General features: G+C 44.8%; 13 protein-coding genes and 3 pseudogenes. 4 read left to right on the forward strand and 12 right to left on the reverse strand.

The features are described from left to right. Nucleotides 1-192: 192 nt before the first annotated feature. From M1B78_RS13685 to M1B78_RS18900, 9 genes and pseudogenes are all read right to left on the reverse strand, one after another. Entirely contained in the window at nt 193-2,424 is a 2,232-nt protein-coding gene (locus tag M1B78_RS13685; RefSeq protein ID WP_257940960.1) for a PIN domain-containing protein, read from the reverse strand. Next, nucleotides 2,421-6,308, reverse strand: a complete 3,888-nt coding sequence (locus tag M1B78_RS13690) for a sacsin N-terminal ATP-binding-like domain-containing protein (RefSeq protein WP_257940961.1) — start codon at nt 6,306-6,308, stop codon at nt 2,421-2,423. The genes M1B78_RS13685 and M1B78_RS13690 overlap by 4 nt, the downstream gene beginning before the upstream one ends. A gap of 22 nt (nt 6,309-6,330) precedes the next feature. Then, nucleotides 6,331-7,488, reverse strand: coding sequence for a PDDEXK nuclease domain-containing protein (locus M1B78_RS13695; RefSeq protein WP_122295681.1), 1,158 nt, complete (start codon nt 7,486-7,488; stop codon nt 6,331-6,333). A gap of 88 nt (nt 7,489-7,576) precedes the next feature. Continuing rightward, on the reverse strand, nt 7,577-9,043 hold the full coding sequence (locus M1B78_RS13700; RefSeq protein WP_257940962.1) for a mobilization protein: 1,467 nt from the start codon (nt 9,041-9,043) through the stop codon (nt 7,577-7,579). A 372-nt stretch (nt 9,044-9,415) separates the two neighbouring features. Then, entirely contained in the window at nt 9,416-10,516 is a 1,101-nt protein-coding gene (locus M1B78_RS13705) for a DUF6371 domain-containing protein (protein WP_257940963.1), read from the reverse strand. Nucleotides 10,517-10,711: 195 nt separating this feature from the next. Beyond that, nucleotides 10,712-11,851, reverse strand: coding sequence for an AAA family ATPase (locus M1B78_RS13710; RefSeq protein ID WP_257940964.1), 1,140 nt, complete (start codon nt 11,849-11,851; stop codon nt 10,712-10,714). Between the two features lie 5 nt (nt 11,852-11,856). Beyond that, entirely contained in the window at nt 11,857-12,231 is a 375-nt protein-coding gene (locus M1B78_RS13715; protein WP_257940965.1) for a helix-turn-helix domain-containing protein, read from the reverse strand. Nucleotides 12,232-12,427: 196 nt separating this feature from the next. Beyond that, nucleotides 12,428-13,250 (reverse strand): annotated as a pseudogene (locus tag M1B78_RS13720) (transposase). A gap of 231 nt (nt 13,251-13,481) precedes the next feature. Next, nucleotides 13,482-13,667, reverse strand: a pseudogene (locus M1B78_RS18900) (tyrosine-type recombinase/integrase); the annotation flags it as partial. A 279-nt stretch (nt 13,668-13,946) separates the two neighbouring features. Here M1B78_RS18900 and M1B78_RS13730 point away from each other — a divergent pair. Genes M1B78_RS13730 through M1B78_RS13740 form a run of 3 tightly spaced genes read left to right on the forward strand, consistent with a single transcriptional unit; the run spans nt 13,947 to nt 16,837 of the window. Further along, nucleotides 13,947-15,176: a site-specific integrase gene (locus M1B78_RS13730; protein ID WP_257940966.1), complete on the forward strand. Its 1,230-nt coding sequence runs from the start codon at nt 13,947-13,949 to the stop codon at nt 15,174-15,176. Nucleotides 15,177-15,194: 18 nt separating this feature from the next. Beyond that, nucleotides 15,195-16,445 (forward strand): site-specific integrase, encoded by a 1,251-nt coding sequence (locus M1B78_RS13735; RefSeq protein ID WP_160217438.1) that lies wholly within the window; start codon nt 15,195-15,197, stop codon nt 16,443-16,445. Nucleotides 16,446-16,453: 8 nt separating this feature from the next. Next, entirely contained in the window at nt 16,454-16,837 is a 384-nt protein-coding gene (locus tag M1B78_RS13740; protein WP_180323249.1) for a transporter, read from the forward strand. Between the two features lie 73 nt (nt 16,838-16,910). On the opposite strand, the gene M1B78_RS13745 is transcribed toward M1B78_RS13740, so the two are convergent. The 3 genes and pseudogenes from M1B78_RS13745 to M1B78_RS18905 form a co-directional block, all read right to left on the reverse strand. After that, nucleotides 16,911-17,213, reverse strand: a complete 303-nt coding sequence (locus M1B78_RS13745; protein WP_008141917.1) for a helix-turn-helix domain-containing protein — start codon at nt 17,211-17,213, stop codon at nt 16,911-16,913. Then, nucleotides 17,210-17,506, reverse strand: coding sequence for a helix-turn-helix domain-containing protein (locus tag M1B78_RS13750; protein ID WP_008141916.1), 297 nt, complete (start codon nt 17,504-17,506; stop codon nt 17,210-17,212). Before M1B78_RS13750 ends, M1B78_RS13745 begins: the two co-directional genes overlap by 4 nt. A gap of 297 nt (nt 17,507-17,803) precedes the next feature. Next, nucleotides 17,804-18,215 (reverse strand): annotated as a pseudogene (locus M1B78_RS18905) (hypothetical protein); the annotation flags it as partial. A 110-nt stretch (nt 18,216-18,325) separates the two neighbouring features. Between M1B78_RS18905 and M1B78_RS13755 the strand changes: the two are divergent. Continuing rightward, on the forward strand, nt 18,326-18,583 hold the full coding sequence (locus tag M1B78_RS13755) for a helix-turn-helix domain-containing protein (protein ID WP_162222907.1): 258 nt from the start codon (nt 18,326-18,328) through the stop codon (nt 18,581-18,583). The last annotated feature ends 3 nt before the right edge of the window (nt 18,584-18,586 follow it).

The following is an 18,586-nucleotide window of genomic DNA, read 5'->3' on the forward strand; positions in this document are numbered from 1 at the left end:
TAAGTATAATTAATTAGATACAAGTAAGTTACATGCGAATATAAGAGCGGGAGATTTTTCTTTTTAGAGGAAAGGTACAATATTTTTCCGATATTGTTCGTTATCCCTTAGCTTTTGGGTCGCAGAGCAGATTCTCCTCCAAAATTTTCACTAAGTACCATATTTTTATCGTATTTATTTGTAAACTTACAATCATCTTCTTTCGGAAAGAAAATCTTGCAACGAAATTGTTGTAATGCCTAATCCGAGAGCCTTGGATTGCAAGAGATTGTCGGAAGTCAACAATATAGGATTCTTATCCTCTGTTTTATATCTTAGTGCAACGGAAAGAATAAGACAATCGGCTTTTTGTGCATCGAAACCATTGGGAAGCAAGGACGAGTCGCCTTCTTCCATGCTAGAATAATTATTAAGAAAAGCCTTGTTGATGTTTTTAACCGCATCGTTGAGTGCTTTCTTGTCAATACTTTGTTTCAATTTTAAACGATTAAGTTCTTCCAATACTGTAGTGGGAATCACAACTTTATACTTTCCTATTTTTGAGATAATGGTTGGACATTTTACAAACACATTCGTGTCAATAATGAAAATATTCTCCTTGTCTGCCACAATCTCCTTCAAATGTTTTTCAGGCAGATTGATTTTCCCAAGAACCGTTACCTTTAATTCACCAGATGTTATGGTTTGAGTCATGGATGGGTTTAATGCTGCAACTTTGTTTTCATTGATTTTCAGCAAGAAGCGTCGAACCTCATCTGACATGAAGTTTTTGAGAATCATCCTATCAGCAACAATTATAGTACAACGGCTTGCACGAGATGTTGCTACATTAAAAAGTTCGCTGTCAAGAGAATAGATAACAGAAGCATTGGGGATGAGAAAAATGGTATAATCGACAGTCAATCCCTGTATTCTGTCAACAGTTTCTATTTTCAGATTGTCGGGAATCTCCTCGCTGTACAGTTTCGTGATGAATGTCTTTTGCAATTCCTTGACCGTTTCTTTGAACTTGGATAGAATTGCTATTTTAGCTTCGGGACTTTCTTTCAATATTCGCTCAGTCAAATCAAAGGCAACATTCAACGCATTTACAGGTTTCTTATCTCCTATTTTAAGTTCTAAATCCACCAAAGACGGTCCTCCCAATCTATTCAATACAGGCAAGGATGTTTGTATCTCATCAACACCTGCAACCGAGTTCAGTTCATTGTTGTAGAAGACACCAGTGAATTCAGCTCCTCTCTTAGTCAAACGGAATGTATCGCTCAACATGAATGTTGGCATAGGAATATTATTGCAAAGAGTATCAAATCCTTTCACAATAGGACTCCATCCACAAGTATTGATTTTGTCTTCATTGGTTTTAACAATAGGAGCAAGCTGCTTCTGGTCTCCTATCCATACGACTTTGCTTCCTAACTTCTTCGATGCGGCAATCATTGGTAGTAACGCCTGACTTGCTTCGTCTACTATGACATAATCAAAAGGAGTAGTTTCAAGCATGTCTTTAGCCCACCCACTTGAAATGTAGAACGTGGCAAGCGAGAGATGACCGGGCGTGGCATTGCAAACGTTTCCTTCATTTGCCACCAATTTAGGTAATTCGTGTCGCTCGTCTATCGTCAGGCTTGTCTTTGATACTTTGCCACTTTCAAGATACGGTTTCAAATCCTCTTTGGAAGCAACGACTTTCAATGCTTCATTAGTTAGTGCTGTTACCAACACGCTTTTTCTTTCTGACAAAAGCTGTGCGACTAACCTTCCCATCCTATATGTTTTACCTGTTCCAGGGGGGCCTTGAATGGCAACAGTATTATGAGATTCCAAACTACGCAGAATGTGGATATTCAGGTCTTCTGTCGCGGCAACCTTTTGTGGATTCCATGTGCTTTCTTCAACAGAAAAATAATCTAAAATTTCTTTTGTCGCTTTACATTCAGAGTTTTGGACAATATCTTTCAAGTTGAGTAGATATTTCAATGGTGGGTCGTTAGGCCCGAAGGCAATGATTGGATTTTGGGATTCAAGCAAATTTGCAAAATCCACGGTAATATTCTTCACCCCAACCAAGCAAAATGCAGGGTCTTCTGATTTTGAAATCCAGACGCAATGTGCATCAGAGTAATCACATTGATATTGTTCCCGAAGGTCTGCCCAAGCACAATCACCCCAATTCTTGTAACTTGCCATCTCGCCGATAAAACAAGATGCTGTCCAGAAAGAATTTTTACGAGGCATGTTGTCAGAGATACGCACTTTGAAGATGGAGAAATCTCCTCTAAAGCCAACAAACTTGCCAACAAATACTTCGCCACGTTCTTTCAGAACTGTAGCTTTAGTTGCAATCAGACGACCATACTCCTTCATCTGAGTATCATACTCAGTTTCAAGAAATGCTATATAATCTTCTCGTTTGAACTTCATAATGAATCCTCCTCTGAATATAGGTTCTGCACTCCTTGCTTTTTTGCATAGATATTCTTGACAGATTTTGCATTGCCTGGGATTCGAAAGGATGCGAAGTTGAAGTGCATCTCATTGAAATATTTCAATAGTGATGAAAAACTATTCAATCTGTCTTCGTGTTCATCCACATTAAGATTTTCTGAATCGAATGTGATAGAGAACGTTGACTGTTTTTTAACGAGATTGTCTTTAGGGACTTCTACTATCTCATTATTAGACCGATACACCAACAGCTTAGCGTTTTCTTTTACAACCCATTCCCATTCCGTTGGATTTACCTTGAATGGTTCTGTTTCAGTTCTATAGCTTTTAAGAACTATTTTAATTGTCTCTCCTAATTCGTCTTGAACCTCCTCGTTTGAATAGCAATATGGAACACCATCCTCATCGCATTCTCCATATCCTGTTGGGAACTTCCAGTCTGGACGTTCTTCCATTAGTTTTTGCTGTGCTTGAAGTTGAGCCTCATACATCTTTCGTTTAGACATTTCGCTTTCTTCCAAACCAACTTTTGCGGTTCGTCCCGACTTTAATCTCTCCACTTCCTGTTTCAGGCGGGCGTTCTCGTCCTCTAGTTCCTTGTTACGGCTGCTCAAATCCTTAAAATCTGCAATGTGAGTCACAAGTTCTGTCAAGTCTTCTTCATTCAAACTATTCTTCAAGGTCTGCAATTGCTGTCTTTCATTTTTAGTCCAGACAACATTCATGCTAACAGAATCTTTGATAGGATACACTTTGGGGAAATGGTTTTCATCAAACAGGCTCTTGTTTGATTCGCCCCATTCGTCAATCAACAAACGTGTAGCATTTCTGAAGTTTTCATCTTCCCAATTTAAATTATTGCTATAGAGCTCCTTAATTCTTCCATCAATATAGGCATAAGCATCCGCAGAGTTTTTCTGCTTGGAGATTGTTGCTACACAACGTGGGTCAATAAGGATATTGTAGTAGTTGTTCGCTTCATCAGAAATCAATGCAATAATGTCTTTAAGCGGTTTATCTATACTTTCAGCTTCTTTATAAAGTCTGTCTTTAGCGACAAAGTTTCCTGCTTGATTTGGATATATTGCCTTGTTTGAAAATTGAAGATTGCGACTTTCAATATATTTGTATAGCACATTTAGATTCTCAAAAAACTCATCATCGCTAGTTGAAAGTTCATCTAAGAAGGTTTCCGTATTTGCTTTCTTTTCAATTACAGAAACTATATCACGGCAAATAAACTCATTGATACGAAGCCATAGTTTGCTGTCAACGACCTCAATGGATTCTTCTATTCCTTCACATTTTCCAGGCAGAAAATAACGAGCAATATTCTTTAATGCTGTTTGAGTAATTGAGACATTCTCGTTTTCGGAACTTGTTATTGGTAGAACCTGTATCAAGTATAATGCTACTTGGCGCAGGGTTTCCTCACTGTACTTTCTATACAGGGCATAGCTATTGTATGTATTTGAATTATTCCAACTCTGGTAGCCTAATGTTGCGTTTGATAAATCTGAGGCAAAGTCTGCGATATCTTTTGCACTTGTCTTTCCCAATGATTTTAGGTCAATAGCATTGTCCAACAGAATATCTTTGTATGACAGTCCTATTTTCCCAAACACATCGTTCTTCAATACCTCTGGAATACCATTGTCAATGAACAGATTCTTAGAAAGGCAGAATTTCCCATTTTGGTTAGGGACTATCGCCTTATTATTCATTGTTGCCAAGGTAATACCTAAACTAAGAATTGTATCATTCAACCACTTTGCGCCTAATCCGACAGGAAGATTTGTCAAAAAATTCTTTGACTCAATAGTGGAGATTATATAGTTGATAAGCCACTTGTCCGTTTCCTCCCAAGCCGCTTTATTCAATGAATTATCAGCAACCGTTTGTGCGTCCTGCCATTGAAAAAGTTCTTTTGTAATTGTGAATATGCGTGAACGCTTTGTTACAAACACCTGTTCATATTTGTTGCTATCTGACACAACTATAGAAATAAGTGGCTGTAATTTCGCGAGTTTGGTTGCATCTGTATAAGCAGGGGTGTCAATAATACCTTTTGCCAAACTATTCACTTTGGCAGAATAACTCGTAGAATTAAATTTACTATCCAACGAAATGGTTGTTATTGATTCATGAAGGAGTAACGGCTTCATATCTCCATCGAGCTTTGCTAAAACGTCAAGAACTATACTTGTAACACCCTCGCCTTGCTTGAAACCTTCTTTGTCCTTCTTCAAGAACGTTCCGTTCATGTTTGGCAAAAGAGCATACTTTTTGAGCAAAAGCTCATCCTGAGACAACACGAAAGCTAAAAATTTGTTGTACCATACAAATTTATCACTGTCTGAAACAACATCAAGAGAGTCCATAGAACTTCTGGCTTCAATGTCAGCACAAACATCATCTGTTGTCCACAACCTTATTTCATCATCTTTCCAAAGAATGTGTGCCCATTTACTATTGTCAGCAACCAATTTTTCAGAGTATAGTGAAGTGAGCAAATCGAGTAAGGTGTCCTCCGATTTTTGATTGCTTTCTTTAGCAATAATGCAATCTGACAACCTAAGAAGTGTTCCTGATGTAGATAAAGGAGTTACTATTGGATAGCTTGTCAGTATCTCTCGCAGTGCTGAGATAACAGATTTCTTGTACCAATCCTTATCTAATTTCTCGTGGTCTTTTAACGACTTCAATCCATTGCACAGGTTGAAAAAACTATTGAACTTTTCTTCAGAAAGATATTCAACAATAATCTTGAATACATCAGGTAGTTTATAAAGAATTTTCTGGTTGATACCAACCTCTGTAATTACATTTTTCTCTTCGTCTATTGTAATTCCATTGAGAATCAAGCTCTGTCGCTCGCTGTCTGGTTCAAAATCTGGACTATTCACGAATATCGGCATCTGTATTTGCCCTTCAATGCCGACCAATGGGAACACACAGAACAATGACGTTTTGGTGTCTGTACTTACTATGTTCTTATTGCTATCAACTTCACAAGCAGCTTGTAATCTTATAGAACGTTCCGCCTTGTATTTTGCTGAAAGTTCTTCATCCAACTCTTTTGTTGAATAAGATATAAAAGTCCGAATCACAGGCTTTGTATCACCAGCAATAATTCTAAACTGAGTCTGATGAAGTTCGTTTGTGATTGGAGTATCTGATATACGTTCAATTGATGTCCTTTCTCCATTGTCTATTAACTCGACAGAAGATAATTCTTTGCAAAATAATAGAGTTTGTGCAATATTTTCTTTGAAGTTCTCTTTGCCTAATTGTACTGCACGACGGCCCGATTCTGAATTGACATGATAGGTATATGTGGTCCAGTCGTATGGCTCGCTATTATATAGTTCAGATGCTCTCATCTTGTCAAGACCTTCAAGAAGTTCTTTTTTGGTAAAACCATCTCTATACATAGTTACAGAAAAGCCGATGATTGCATTTTCATCGCCATACATATTACTCTCAATTGTTACAACTTTGGAAAGGCAGTGCGTGGTTAGGAAACCCGTTCCGAAACGTCCTGTACTCTCAGCGTTTTCCTTGTCTTCACTGTATTTATATAGTAATCCCAATCTTGCATCAGCTGTAAATGGGTCGCCATCATGCTGAAACTTAACCAAGTCGCCATCAATAAGAATTCGAGCCTTAATGCTATCTCGATTCGGATTGTTTGTTATCGTATCTTTTGCATTTTGTAGTAACTCCCAAATCCATCTTTTCCTATCAATGTCATTTGGTTGATTGAGTTCCCTTAAGCGTTTACTTACATTGCTGATATACATTTTATCAAGCAATTTTTCTAAAGCTTTTTCTGTTGATTTAGGGGCAGATATTTGCATATGTATTATTTGGATAAATATTTTATTTTGTCTCTAATTCTTTTTCAATCTCTTCAATCGTAGGCAGACTGCCCCGGAAGTCTTTAGGCAAGGCCTGTCCCAACTCATAGTCGGAAATGCCGATAGGCTTCTGAATGTCGCGCAGGGCGTATTCCGCCTTGATGCGGTCTTTGCTCTTGCAAAGCAGCAATCCGATAGTGCGGTTATCGCCCTCACGACAAAGAATATCATCCACAGCGGAGCAATAGAAATTCAGTTTGCCGATATACTCCGGCATAAACTCCGTATCTTTCAACTCAATCACCAGATAGCGGTGCAGGAAGGCGTTGTACATCAATATGTCAATGTAGTAGTCATCGCCCGACACCTCGATGTGGTACTGCCGCCCCATAAAGGCAAATCCGGCTCCCATTTCCACAAGGAATTTCTCTACATGATTGACCAAGCCGATTTCCACATCACGCTCATTGTATTGCTCTGTGAAAGTCAGCATGTCGAATATGTACGGGTCTTTGAGCATGGATTTCACATCGCCAGCTTCCGGTGCAGGCAGTGTTTCTGTGAAATTGTTTGCCAATGCACCATGCTTGCCGTAGTCGTCCAGCTTGATGGCTTCTTGCAGATAGCGTGTCGTCCAATGATTGGTAATGCTTTGCACCATATACCAATACCGGGCGCGAATATTCTTGACCTGCTTTATCAAAACAAGATTGTGCGTCCAATCCAGATGCTTGACAGGGAGGGTAAAATTATATTCGCCTATTTGCGAAACCAACGATTTCGTAATTGATTCGGGATTATTTTCTAATTGCGAAATCAGTGATTTCGTAATTGGAGCAGTTGCCACTTTTACCATCGTAAGCTCCTGATTATATTCGTTGAAGAACTGCATCATGTACTGCATATTGCGTACGGAAAAGCCTTTAATATCGGTATAATCGTTCTTCAAATCCACAGCCAACCGTTGTAAGGTTTTCTTGCCCCAACCGTCAGCGTCTTGGCTTTGCTGCAACATTTCGCCCACGTCCCAATACATCCGAAGCATCTCTTCGTTGGCGGCATAAATCGCCCGTTGCTGGGCAATCAGCACTCTGTGTTTGATTTTGCGCAGCAATACCGCATACCCCCTAAAGTTATCCGTCAAGTTACCAGTTACTTGTATGTTGTTGTCTTTAGCCATATTCCTCTTTAATTTATTTGCAAAGTTACTCATTTTATTTGTTTGTGCTTCAAAATATTACGATTATTTGAACATACCTCTACATGGGTTATCTTCTTATTGAAACTCCTTTCTTCTGCTGTTGGTCATAATGTCCCTCCACCACGTTATCGACTTCCCGTCTAGCTTTGATTTGCTCCCGGTTATCCAATTTGCCTTTCTGTGTGGCTGTGATATACAGGAAATCTCCGGCAGCTTGGTGCAACTGTTTGTCGTCACCGAACAGGTTAAGGGCACTCTTGATGTCCGACACCTGTTCCGCATCGAAACGTGGCTTGTAATAGCCCCTTGCCAAACGGATGACACTGTTTACCGCCTTGCGGAAGATATCGTTTGTTTTGAGCAACAAGAAACTAAGACTGCCGATAATCAGGTTCTGCCACGAAATGCGGTTTTTGAGCCTCGCTGTTTCCTCTGTATGTGCCGCCTCCTTACGGTTGAGTTCGGACTGGTACTTGGCTTCCAGCTTCATCAGTTCACGGTGGTGGTCGCTCTGCATGACTTGGATTCTGCCCTGCAACATTTCTATGGTTTCCTCGTGCGTGGAAATCTCATGTCGCAAGTCCTCTATTTCGCCTTTCAGAACCTTTGACTTGCCCGTAGCCCAACCGACAGCGGCATCAAGAAGTTCACTACCTTTCTCCCTGTTCAGCTTGGAGCGTTTTTCTTTGATAGCCCTGTCAAGGTCTTCACTCTGCCGTTCCTTTTGATTGGCAGTCTCGATAAGGGAATTGGCTCTGCTTTCCGCCTCCTGCATTTTCTGATTGGTCATTTCCAACTGATACTCCCGATACTGCCTTGTGGCATCAAGGCGGTTCATCTCCTCTTTCTGCTTCTCGATGATGAAGTCGTTACGCTCCAGATGCTCCTTACCTGTCTCGGCTTTGGACTGCCCACGTTTCATCAAGAGAATATCAGATGCCAAGGTCTGCATTTCCATCATATCATTGTCGTTGAGCTTTTGGCTCTTGCCCGTGTCGTGGTTCATCCAGTCGAATACGATGTGTGCGTGGTAATTCGGCTTGAACCATTTTTCGCCTACTTGGAAGCTCTCCCTGTCATTGGCTTCAGGCTGTCCGCTCAGCCAATGTCCCTCGTCCTTGTGCAGGAAGATTTGAAGCGGTGTGATGCCCCAGCGTCTTTGGCACTCCTCGCCAAATTTCTTCACGTCTGCCAGTGTGGTGTCCGGTTTGATGAATAACACACCCTCACGAATGGGTGAGCATCCTACCACTTTGATGATTTTTCCGTTCTTGCCTTTGCGCTCCCGTTCTTTTTCCTGCATGGCACGACCTGTCTTTTCCTTTACCATCCGTTTGATGTTGCCGTAGTGCGTTTGCAGGTCGGGATTGCCGAAGTTCGGGTTTATCCACTGCTCGTTGTCGGCAGAGAGTTCCGGCACGATATAGATTTTGGATGTACCGATATTACGCATATACTCGGCAGTCCTTCGGTTATGAGCCTCGCTTGACTTGGTGTTGCAAGGCTTGATATGTATGCTTGATTTTGTTGCCATTTTTTTAGAATTTGATTTGTTGATGAAAATATTTTCCGCTGTCCGCTCATAACCGCAATGGGTTATTAGGGCATCGCCTTAATCGGAGGGTGCAGGGAGAGGGTCACTTCCTGCTCCGGGTTCTTAGGGGTGGAAGCCTCTGAGCGGAGTTTCCAAAGAGAGGATCACTCTTTGGTCGGGTTGCATAGGGCTGACAGCCCTTGCCGGGTTCTCAGGGCAGCGTCCTGAGTGGGACGGGGCAAAGCCCAGCCCCTCGGGAGAGCCCACAACTACGAAAGCGAAGCGTGTAGTTATAGTGGGCTATATCAAGGGCAAGCCCTTGTCCGTTCACCACAGCCTTTGGCTTCCGCTCTCCTGCCGTCAGGGAGGGTTTCAATCACTGCTTCCGATTGGACTTGCACCGACCAATACAAGGTCTAAATCATCTATCAGCTTTTGCAGGACGGGGTTCTTCTCTATCATCCGTTGGAGGATTTTTTCAACTTCTACCAAGTGGTTGGATGTACACATCAGCTTGCCCTCCTGTATCTGGTAGATAATCCAGTCGGCTATGTCTATGTGGTCAGCCCTTTGTTTCGGCGTGGCGTTTCTTTCGATGATGTCAGATACAATAGCCCTGCAAAATGTCATGCTCCCGGCACGTTGTTTCCACTCTGCATATCCGTCCACATCGGGAAAGAGAAGCACGATTCGCCCGGTCAGCGCACGGAGCTTTTCTTCTCTCATCTGGCTTTTGCCTCCTGTCGCCAGCCATACATAGCCGGGGAAGATAGCCGAACCGATGACGGCACTCTTTTCGGATTCCACCAAGACCACCACCTTGCCGGGGTTGCTTTTTAGCAGATGTTCCCCGAAAAGGCATTGGGAGAGCTGCCACTCCTCCGGCAAAACCTGTTGCTTTTTCAGTATGCTGTGTATCCAGTTCACTGCCGATGTCAACCCTCTTTTGATACGGTGTCCGTCTTCGGGATTGTAATGCATTACCTTGCCTGTACGTACCTTGTCGTTGCGGTCTATCTGCCAGAAGATGACAGCCTCGTCACGGGTAGCCCCCAAACGGTATTCTTCCAACAACCGGGTCAATACTTCTCTTGCCTTGCTGCCGTAATAGGCGGTAAGGAGCGTGGAAAGGAAACGGAAGAAGTTGCTGTGAACGCTCTGTGATTTTTCCACATAGTTGGTCGGTATGTAACATACCGTAAGCGGTAGTAACGGCTGCTTGGTCGGTTGTTTCATCCTTTGCCCACCAAAAGAGAAATCCTTTGCTGTATGACATTCGGGATGTTCCTGAAAGTATTGCTTGGGGGTGTAGTGATACCCACAACCGCTTTCATGGTTACATCTGCCGACCGATGGGTGAAGGGGTGTGCCCTGTTCATCCACATAATAGGCAAAGGAGCGCCTGTCGCCACAATTCGGGCAAGTGTGCCGTGTAGCCGTTCCTTTATATCTCTGTAACGAATAATTACTCATTGTCTGCCTCCTTTGTTTTTCCGTTGGTTATTGTGCTGTCCCGTCCTGTCCCATTGTCCCGGTTCATAGGGCATGGGACAGTGGGACACCTTGGGACACTTGGAATGTTTTGACATATGACCCTCTTGTTTGCAGGATCGCTTACCATTGGAATGAAGCCATTATCCTTTATAACAGTATGTATAATAGGATTTTTCATGGCTTATCCTCCTTGTTATTGTGTTCAGAAAACAGTTCCGCTTGCATTACTTCCTTGATTGTCCCAAGTGTCCCATCCTGTCCCGTTGTCCCACTTGCCGTGGGTTGGGACGGTGGGACACTTGGGACAGCCGTCTTATCGCCATCTTTGCTGCGCTGGATAATCCGGCTGACGGTGGATTTGCCGCAATTCACCTGTGAGGCTATCTCCCTTACTGACCTGCCCGATTGGGACAATTGCAATATCAGGCAGTTCCTTTGGCTCGATTCATTGTCGCCCAACTTTTTCAGATGCTCCTTTTCCGTGGAATATCCCCTATGTACAAACTGCAAGAAGGCATCCACCTTTTCAATCTCATAGATGATTACATTGTCCGCATCGTATGAGTATGTGCCATAGCGTACTTTCAACTGCTTCACATAGCGAAGTCCGCCATCCTGCGCACTTTTGCCGATGGCAAACACGCTGTCAAAGAAGTCGTAGAGCCGCTTGCTTCCTGCAAGGTCGTTGGAGGTGATAGGACAGTCCAAGGAGCGTTTGGGCGTATGAGCCAACACGAGGATGGACAGCTCGTATCTCTTTTTGAGGTTGTTAAGCTGTATCATCAGCCGCCCTGCGGCATCACCTTTCTCCATGGCGCAGCACAGATAGGTAAGGTTGTCAACGATAAAAATCTTGCTGGCGGTTTGCAATGCCATCTGCTCGATGCTGCCGATAATGGCTTCCTCAAAATTTTCCTCCAACAGTGAGTTACAGTCAAGTGATACCCGATACAGCCTTTCGGGAAAGGTGTAGAGGTTTCCGTGTTCGTTAGTGTATCGGAGTTGGAATTGTTTATCGGACAACTCAAAGTCCAGATACATCACATTATTGGTTCGGGCAATGCGGTCGGCTATCTGCACGGCAAGGATGGACTTGCCCACGTTGGAGTCGGCAAAGAGGCAGGACAGCTCCCCCTCGTACCAGAAACTGTCCCACAGCGCACGGGGCGTGGGCAGCAGCGATGCTTCGAGTATGGTGCGGTTGGCTGTCTTGATGCTCATCACACCGATACTCTCCGGCATACCGCTCCGCGCTTGGGAAGCCCTCGCAAGGTCGCCATGTATCATGCCGATATAATTCTTATCCTCTTCCATGGCTTTTACCAGTTACGTTTGTTGGGTTTGCGATGGTGCGATGAGGATATGGACTCGTTCAGTTCCTCATCGGACAGTGGCACGGGATTCTTCCGGGAGGATTCCAGCCACTTGTCCAATTCGTCACGGTAGAGGCAATAGCGTTTGCCGGGCTTGGTGGCAGGGATGCTCCCGTCCGACAGCTTCATGTAGAGCGTACCTTTGGGGATGCCCAGATACTCTGCCGCTTCATCCACCGACATGGGGACATGGGTGTCCACAGCCTTTGCATTGTTTGTACTGTTCTGCTCGGTGAGCAGGCTTTTCAGGCTCATCACCTCGTTCCGAAGTTGAGCCACGACCTCCGGAAGGTCGTTGAATGTAAGATTTACTTTTTCCATTTTGCGATTCGTCTCTTTTGTAAGACTTGCCGCAAAGGACTGCAATGATAGGATCGTGAATATCTTCACGAAAAAATAATTCCCGAATAACGATACCCAACCGTGAATGATGGGTAAAGTTGTTCGGGAAACACTATTAAACAGGCTGTTAAGTAGTTTTGGTACTTGTCGTTATTGCTCAAAGACGGGATGATTTTTACTCTTTTTGCAAGTAACCATTCGGATAATGGAAATCCAGCTTGCCGTCTTCGGGTTCGTCAATGGGAATCGGTGGCTTTAACGGGTCAATCCTAAAGTTCTTGATGGTCGCTATATCCGTTTCGGCAAACTCGCGAGGGAAAAGTTCTTTGACGAAACGGGCGCGGTTATCCCCCATTGTAATATCTCTTGTACATGCAACGCTCCGCTATGTTCCATATGAAATGACGGAGCGGAATATTGGAGATGTCCTGTGTCAGCCGCCTTTTTATCGGCTTCGGCTTGTAGTTGTTCTTGTTCATCCAGTTGCTTACCTCGTTGCAGACATGGTTCACGGTCTCTTCGTCAGCGATACGGGGCATGTAAAAATGTATATACTCCACGACCATGCGGATGCGTCTCTCATTTTCCTTGTCTTGCTCATCTTTATAACTTGAACGGATTTCTTCGTGACGCTTCGGGTCGATATTCAGTTCTATGGGTTGGGCATCGGAGCTTGCCTCTTCCGCTATCTGCGTTACAGGTTCTATTGTATTCTGCGGTTCTTCTTCCTGCAAGGCTACGGTTTCCGTAGTAATCTCTTTCATCTCCTTTTTGCCGGACTTGATTTTGTAAAGCTGGTAAGTGTCAAAGATAATTGTCTGGAAGGATAAGTAGAACAGCCAGCCCAACAGGTTGCTGCACAAGAATACTATCAGCCTTACAAAGTTGTCTTGGTTGAAACTCTCGGCAACGATAAGCGTTATAAAGAATGAGATTAGGCAGATGGTAAAGCCGATGAAGCCTAAAATGATATGTTTGTCTTTGACGGATGAATCCATATTCCATTCGGGTATTACTGGTTACTGTCTGAATTTTGTGCAAAGTTAATGCTATTCTTCTGATTATTATTCATTACCCGTAGTCAGAGGGTTCTTTTTCAGCGTTTTTCACCAAATTGCCAAAATCATACTCAATTATCATACTCTGATGGCTTGTAGGGATGGAAACAGAGGGAGCGGTTAATAATACCTTGACCGCTCTCTCCGAATTTCCGTCTGCTTATAACCGCCTTATGCTTCCTTGCGTTTCAGGGTTATCTTGTCCACCACGTCACACATCTGCTGTGCTGCCATTTTGGAATATATCTGTGTGGTGGTAATGTTCTTGTGTCCCATATAGGCTTGGATGACAGCCATATCCGTGCCCATTTCCACATGCAGGCTTCCGAAGGAATGCCGGGCGTAATGGAACAGAACCCACCGAGCACACGTCGGCAAACAAGTGACGATAAAACGTAACCCGTTTGAAATGAGCGGATTTTCATTCTTCTGCCAGATGCCGGAAACGCAACGGAGTGCGGAATATTGAGCCATTTCAGTTACCAAGCCGTTAGCCGTCAGTTACCGAAGCAAGGACAGGTAACGCACGGAAAATGAATTTGTTGTAAGTCCGTGCCGATTGCACTGATACGCACCGTTCTGCAAATCAATGGACGCTTACTCATAAGTTAATTTTGCGACAAAAACAGTAAGCGTATGAAAGTTGAAAAATTCAAGGTGCTGCTCTACCTGAAAAAGAGCGGAACGGACAAGTCGGGCAAAGCCCCGATAATGGGAAGGATAACGGTGAACCGTACGATGGCACAGTTCGGATGCAAGCTGTCGTGCAAGCCGGAGTTGTGGAACGCGAGGGAAAGCCGTCTGGACGGCAAGAGCCGCGAGGCGGTGGAGACCAACGCGAAACTGGACAAGTTGCTGCTTGCGGTTAATTCGGCGTTTGACACGTTGGTGGAACGTGGGCAGGACTTTGACGCAACGGCGGTCAAGGACTTGTTTCAGGGAAGCATGGACACGCAGATGACATTGCTGAGAATGACCGACCGTATCCGCGAGGACTTGAAGTCGCGTATCGGCATCGACCGTGCCAAAGGAACCTATCCCGGCTATTACTACATGAGAAGGACATTGGGCGAATTCATCGAGTGGCAGTTCAAGACGAAGGACATCGCTTTCGGGCAGCTTTTCGAACAGTTCATACACGACTATCAGAACTATGCCATGGACGTGAAAGGCTTGGCGGTGGACACCGTGCGCCACTATCTTGCTATCTTGAAAAAAGTCTGCCGCATCGCCTACAAGGAGGGGTATGCGGAAAGATGCTTCTTTGCAAATTTCACCTTACCGCAAAAGACAGAGCGTACACCGAGGGCGTTGAGCCGTGAGGACTTCGAGAAGATACGCGATGTGGAGATACCCGCATGGCATACCACGCACATCCTTGTGCGTGACCTCTTCCTGTTTGCCTGTTATACGGGGACCGCCTATGCAGATGCGGTGAGCGTGACAAGGGACAATCTGTACACCGATGACGAGGGATGCCTTTGGCTTAAATACCGCCGCAAGAAGAACGAGCTCCGGGCGAGCGTGAAACTGCTGCCGGAAGCACTCGCCCTGATTGAGAAGTACCATGATGACAACCGCCCGACGCTGTTCCCGATGGTATACCATCCGAACCTCCGCCGGCACATGAAATCCCTTGCCGTCCTTGCAGGGGTGAGCAGCACCTTGTGCTACCATCAGGCACGTCACTCGTTCGCCTCGCTGATTACGCTGGAAGCCGGAGTGCCGATTGAAACCATCAGCCGGATGCTGGGTCATTCCAACATCCAGACCACACAGGTCTATGCCCGTGTCACTCCGAAAAAGCTGTTTGAGAACATGGACAGATACATCGAGGCGACCAAAGACTTGAAACTTATCCTTTAATCCTAAAACATTACATCTATGCGCAGTACATTTTCCATATTACCGTACATCAACCGTAACAAGGTGAAAGCTGACGGCACGACCGCCGTCCTCTGCCGCATCACCATAGACGGCAAGAGTTCCACGATGGCGACGGGCATCTATTGCAGACCGGAGGACTGGAACAGCAGCAAGGGAACCATCCGCACCGTCCGCGAGAACAACCGCTTGCAGGAGTTCAAGAAGTCCGTTGAACTTGCTTATGAGGATTCGTTAAAGAAACAGAACGTGGTGAGCGCAGAGATACTGAAGAACACGTTGGCAAGGAAAGCCGTCATCCCCACCAAGCTGCTGCAGATGGGCGAAAGGGAGCGTGAACGGCTGCTTGCCCGTTCAAAGGAAATAAACTCCACGTCCACCTACCGCCATTCGGGATATTACCAGAAATACCTGAAAGACTATCTCACATCGTTGGGCAAGGAGGACATCGAGTTCAGCGACATTACGGAGGAGTTCGGCAGTTCCTACAAGGCTTTCATGAAGCGCAACAAGAATTTCAGCGCACAGCAAATCAACAAGTGCCTGTGCTGGCTGAGCAAGCTGGTGTACCTCGCCGTGGACTACGAGATACTCCGCGCCAACCCGTTGGAGGACATGGAATACGAGAAGAAGCCCGCGCCGAAGCACAGGCATATCAGCCGTGCGGAACTGAAAGCCATCCTTGAAACGCCCATGCTCGACCCGTTGCAGGAACTTGGGCGCAGGGCATTTTTGTTTTCAAGCTTCACGGGGTTGGCGTATGTGGACATCATGCTGCTCCATCCGCACCATATCGGTGTGACGGCGGACGGCAGGCGTTACATCCGCATCAACCGCAAGAAGACCAACGTGGAGGCGTTCATCCCCCTGCATCCGATAGCGGAGCAGATACTCGACCTCTACAACACGACGGATGATACGAAGCCCGTCTTTCCGCTTCCGAGCCGTGACGAGATGTGGTTCGAGATACACGAGCTGGGCGTGGCGATAGGACGGAAAGAAAACTTGTCCTACCATCAAAGCAGACACTCGTTTGGAACTTTCTTGATTTCGGAGGGCATACCCATCGAGAGCATTGCCAAGATGATGGGTCACTCAGGTATAAGGACTACCCAGCGGTACGCGGAGGTTACTGACAAGAAGATTTCAAAGGACATGGACAACCTGATGGCGATCAGAATGATGTACGGAACGGGCAAATGGTACAAAAGACAAGAACTGCCAAAAGAAACAAACATTGATAATAAATAATATGAGGCATGACAATGGAACGGGGAATAATCACAATCACAGAAAACGGGGCGGTTGCCATGCCGACCGCTCCCGTTTGGATGACGCAGCAGGAAATGTCCGATGCGTTCAACGTGTTCGGCTGCGACATCCGCAAGGCTATACACTTTATCTACAAAAACATGGAATTGTTGGAAAGCGAAACGAAGCGGTACATCAAACAGGACAACGGGATAAACTACGATGTTTACAGTCTTGAAATGGTGATAGCCGTTTCCTTCAAGTTGAGAAGTAGGGAGAGCGTGGCTTTCCGGCGGTTCATCATGGGGAAACTATATGCCGCCAATCGGAAAGAACCGTTATATTTGTTCTTTTCGCCAGCGGCATATATACGAAAAGCCCCAAGTTGTTGATACGAAGGATATACGACCAGACAAGGTAAGGAATACGACCTGATGCTGTCTGGTCGTATTCCCTTTGTTCAAATTATGGATGCCGTCTGAACGCTTCCCTATAATTGGCGGCAAGCATCCGTTCGATGTCCGATTCCTTGTATAGAATCTTGCCGCCCAACTGGTAATAGGCGATTATGCCGTTGTTGCGGTAGTCCTGCAAGGTGCGTCGGCTCACTTTCAGCCGTGCCGACACCTCCTTGTCCGTCAGGAAGCGTTCACCGCCCAATGTCGGACGGCTGTTTGCCATAAAGTTCTCGATACCGTCCAGCAGACGGTCAAGGCTGTCGCCGAACTCGGCGACAAGCGCATGGTTCTTGGTAATCATTTCACTCATGCCATTGCAGATTTAGGTTTGTTCTCCACAGGCTTGACGATGCGCAATACATCCTCCGGTCGGTAAAACACCTTGTGGTTTATCTGCGAATAAGCCAGCGTGCCGTTGTCACGCAGCGTCTGCAAAGTGCGCGGACTGATGTTCAACTGTTGGCAGACCTCTTGGTTGTCCATCCAGCGGTTTAATGACTTGCCGCCTTGCTTGGCAAGGAGTTCGTTCACACGGTCTGAGAAACGGCTGAACTTTGCCGCCATTTCCTCAAACGCTTCTTTCTGAAAAATCAATACTTCCATTGTCGATACTGTTTTTTTACTGTTGATACTCGGTTTTGGACGCAAAGTAAATGGGCATTGCGCATCAAACGATGGGTTGGCACAATCGTGGCAGCTTGTGGCAGGGAGTGGCGTTTTCTGAGTTACTCCAAACCTATCCAACGAAATTTTGAGGGGAGCAAGTTTATGTTTTGGTGTCCCAAAACCGTCCGCTACACTTCCGAAAATGCCCCTCAGAAATAGCTGCAAATCCGTGGAAGGAAACTTGCACTCAGAAAAAACACAAAGAAGATAATACAATAAAATAGGAACAATAAATTAGAAGGAATTATAGGATGAAAGAAAATAAACCCGTTGGTTGAATTGAATTAGCGCATATTTTATTTTCTCGATTGGATGTTGTCTGGCAAAATTTACATATTGTATGAAAGTCATAGCCGCAATTTTACCTGCCATGCGAGTAAAGAACCCGCGGGATTGTTTGGCATAGTTGTGAATCATCATGAGATTGTCATTGATCTGAGAGAAGACGGTTTCAATGCGTTCCTGAGGTGTTTGTAAGCCCATGAAGGAGACCTCCAATTCTTTTGGTTCAGCCTACGCTTGCCGCAGTCATGTCGAAGGAATGGATTACGCCGCATATTCCGTAGACAGCGTGTAGTTTGTTTCCGTAATAGCATTGCCCTTGAGAGGAACGGTGTCCACAATCTGGCATTGTTCCCGTATTGTTATACTACGAATAACAAAAGTTGCTTATTTAATTTAAATTATTATCGGAACATGATAATTTTGTGGGCAAAAAACAGTAATTTTGTGTCGTAATACATCAATTAAATCAATATGGGAAAAACAGGATGTCTGAATAGATTGCGTGTTGTCATGGCAGACAAGATGCTTACTAATAAATGGCTAGCAGAACAAATGGGTATGTCGGAAATCACCGTATCGCGATGGAGATCCAACAAACTCCAACCCTCCTTGGCTCAATTAGTGGAGATTTCACGAATCCTTAAAGTTGAAGTTCAAGACCTCATAGAAATAAAATACAACGAAGAAAGTACACAACTGACAGAAGAAAATAAAATAGAGTACCGATAGAAT

Origin of the sequence: Bacteroides muris (ex Fokt et al. 2023) (assembly GCF_024704895.1) — a bacterium.
Lineage (GTDB): Bacteria > Bacteroidota > Bacteroidia > Bacteroidales > Bacteroidaceae > Bacteroides > Bacteroides muris.

Excerpts from the sequence above, each read along its gene's own strand:
- M1B78_RS13685 (WP_257940960.1), bottom strand. The coding sequence starts at position 2,424 with ATGAAGTTCAAACGAGAAGATTATATAGCATTTCTTGAAACTGAGTAT.
- M1B78_RS13690 (WP_257940961.1), bottom strand. The coding sequence starts at position 6,308 with ATGCAAATATCTGCCCCTAAATCAACAGAAAAAGCTTTAGAAAAATTG.
- M1B78_RS13695 (WP_122295681.1), bottom strand. The coding sequence starts at position 7,488 with ATGGCTAAAGACAACAACATACAAGTAACTGGTAACTTGACGGATAAC.
- M1B78_RS13700 (WP_257940962.1), bottom strand. The coding sequence starts at position 9,043 with ATGGCAACAAAATCAAGCATACATATCAAGCCTTGCAACACCAAGTCA.
- M1B78_RS13705 (WP_257940963.1), bottom strand. The coding sequence starts at position 10,516 with ATGAGTAATTATTCGTTACAGAGATATAAAGGAACGGCTACACGGCAC.
- M1B78_RS13710 (WP_257940964.1), bottom strand. The coding sequence starts at position 11,851 with ATGGAAGAGGATAAGAATTATATCGGCATGATACATGGCGACCTTGCG.
- M1B78_RS13715 (WP_257940965.1), bottom strand. The coding sequence starts at position 12,231 with ATGGAAAAAGTAAATCTTACATTCAACGACCTTCCGGAGGTCGTGGCT.
- M1B78_RS13730 (WP_257940966.1), top strand. The coding sequence starts at position 13,947 with ATGAAAGTTGAAAAATTCAAGGTGCTGCTCTACCTGAAAAAGAGCGGA.
- M1B78_RS13735 (WP_160217438.1), top strand. The coding sequence starts at position 15,195 with ATGCGCAGTACATTTTCCATATTACCGTACATCAACCGTAACAAGGTG.
- M1B78_RS13740 (WP_180323249.1), top strand. The coding sequence starts at position 16,454 with ATGACAATGGAACGGGGAATAATCACAATCACAGAAAACGGGGCGGTT.
- M1B78_RS13745 (WP_008141917.1), bottom strand. The coding sequence starts at position 17,213 with ATGAGTGAAATGATTACCAAGAACCATGCGCTTGTCGCCGAGTTCGGC.
- M1B78_RS13750 (WP_008141916.1), bottom strand. The coding sequence starts at position 17,506 with ATGGAAGTATTGATTTTTCAGAAAGAAGCGTTTGAGGAAATGGCGGCA.
- M1B78_RS13755 (WP_162222907.1), top strand. The coding sequence starts at position 18,326 with ATGGGAAAAACAGGATGTCTGAATAGATTGCGTGTTGTCATGGCAGAC.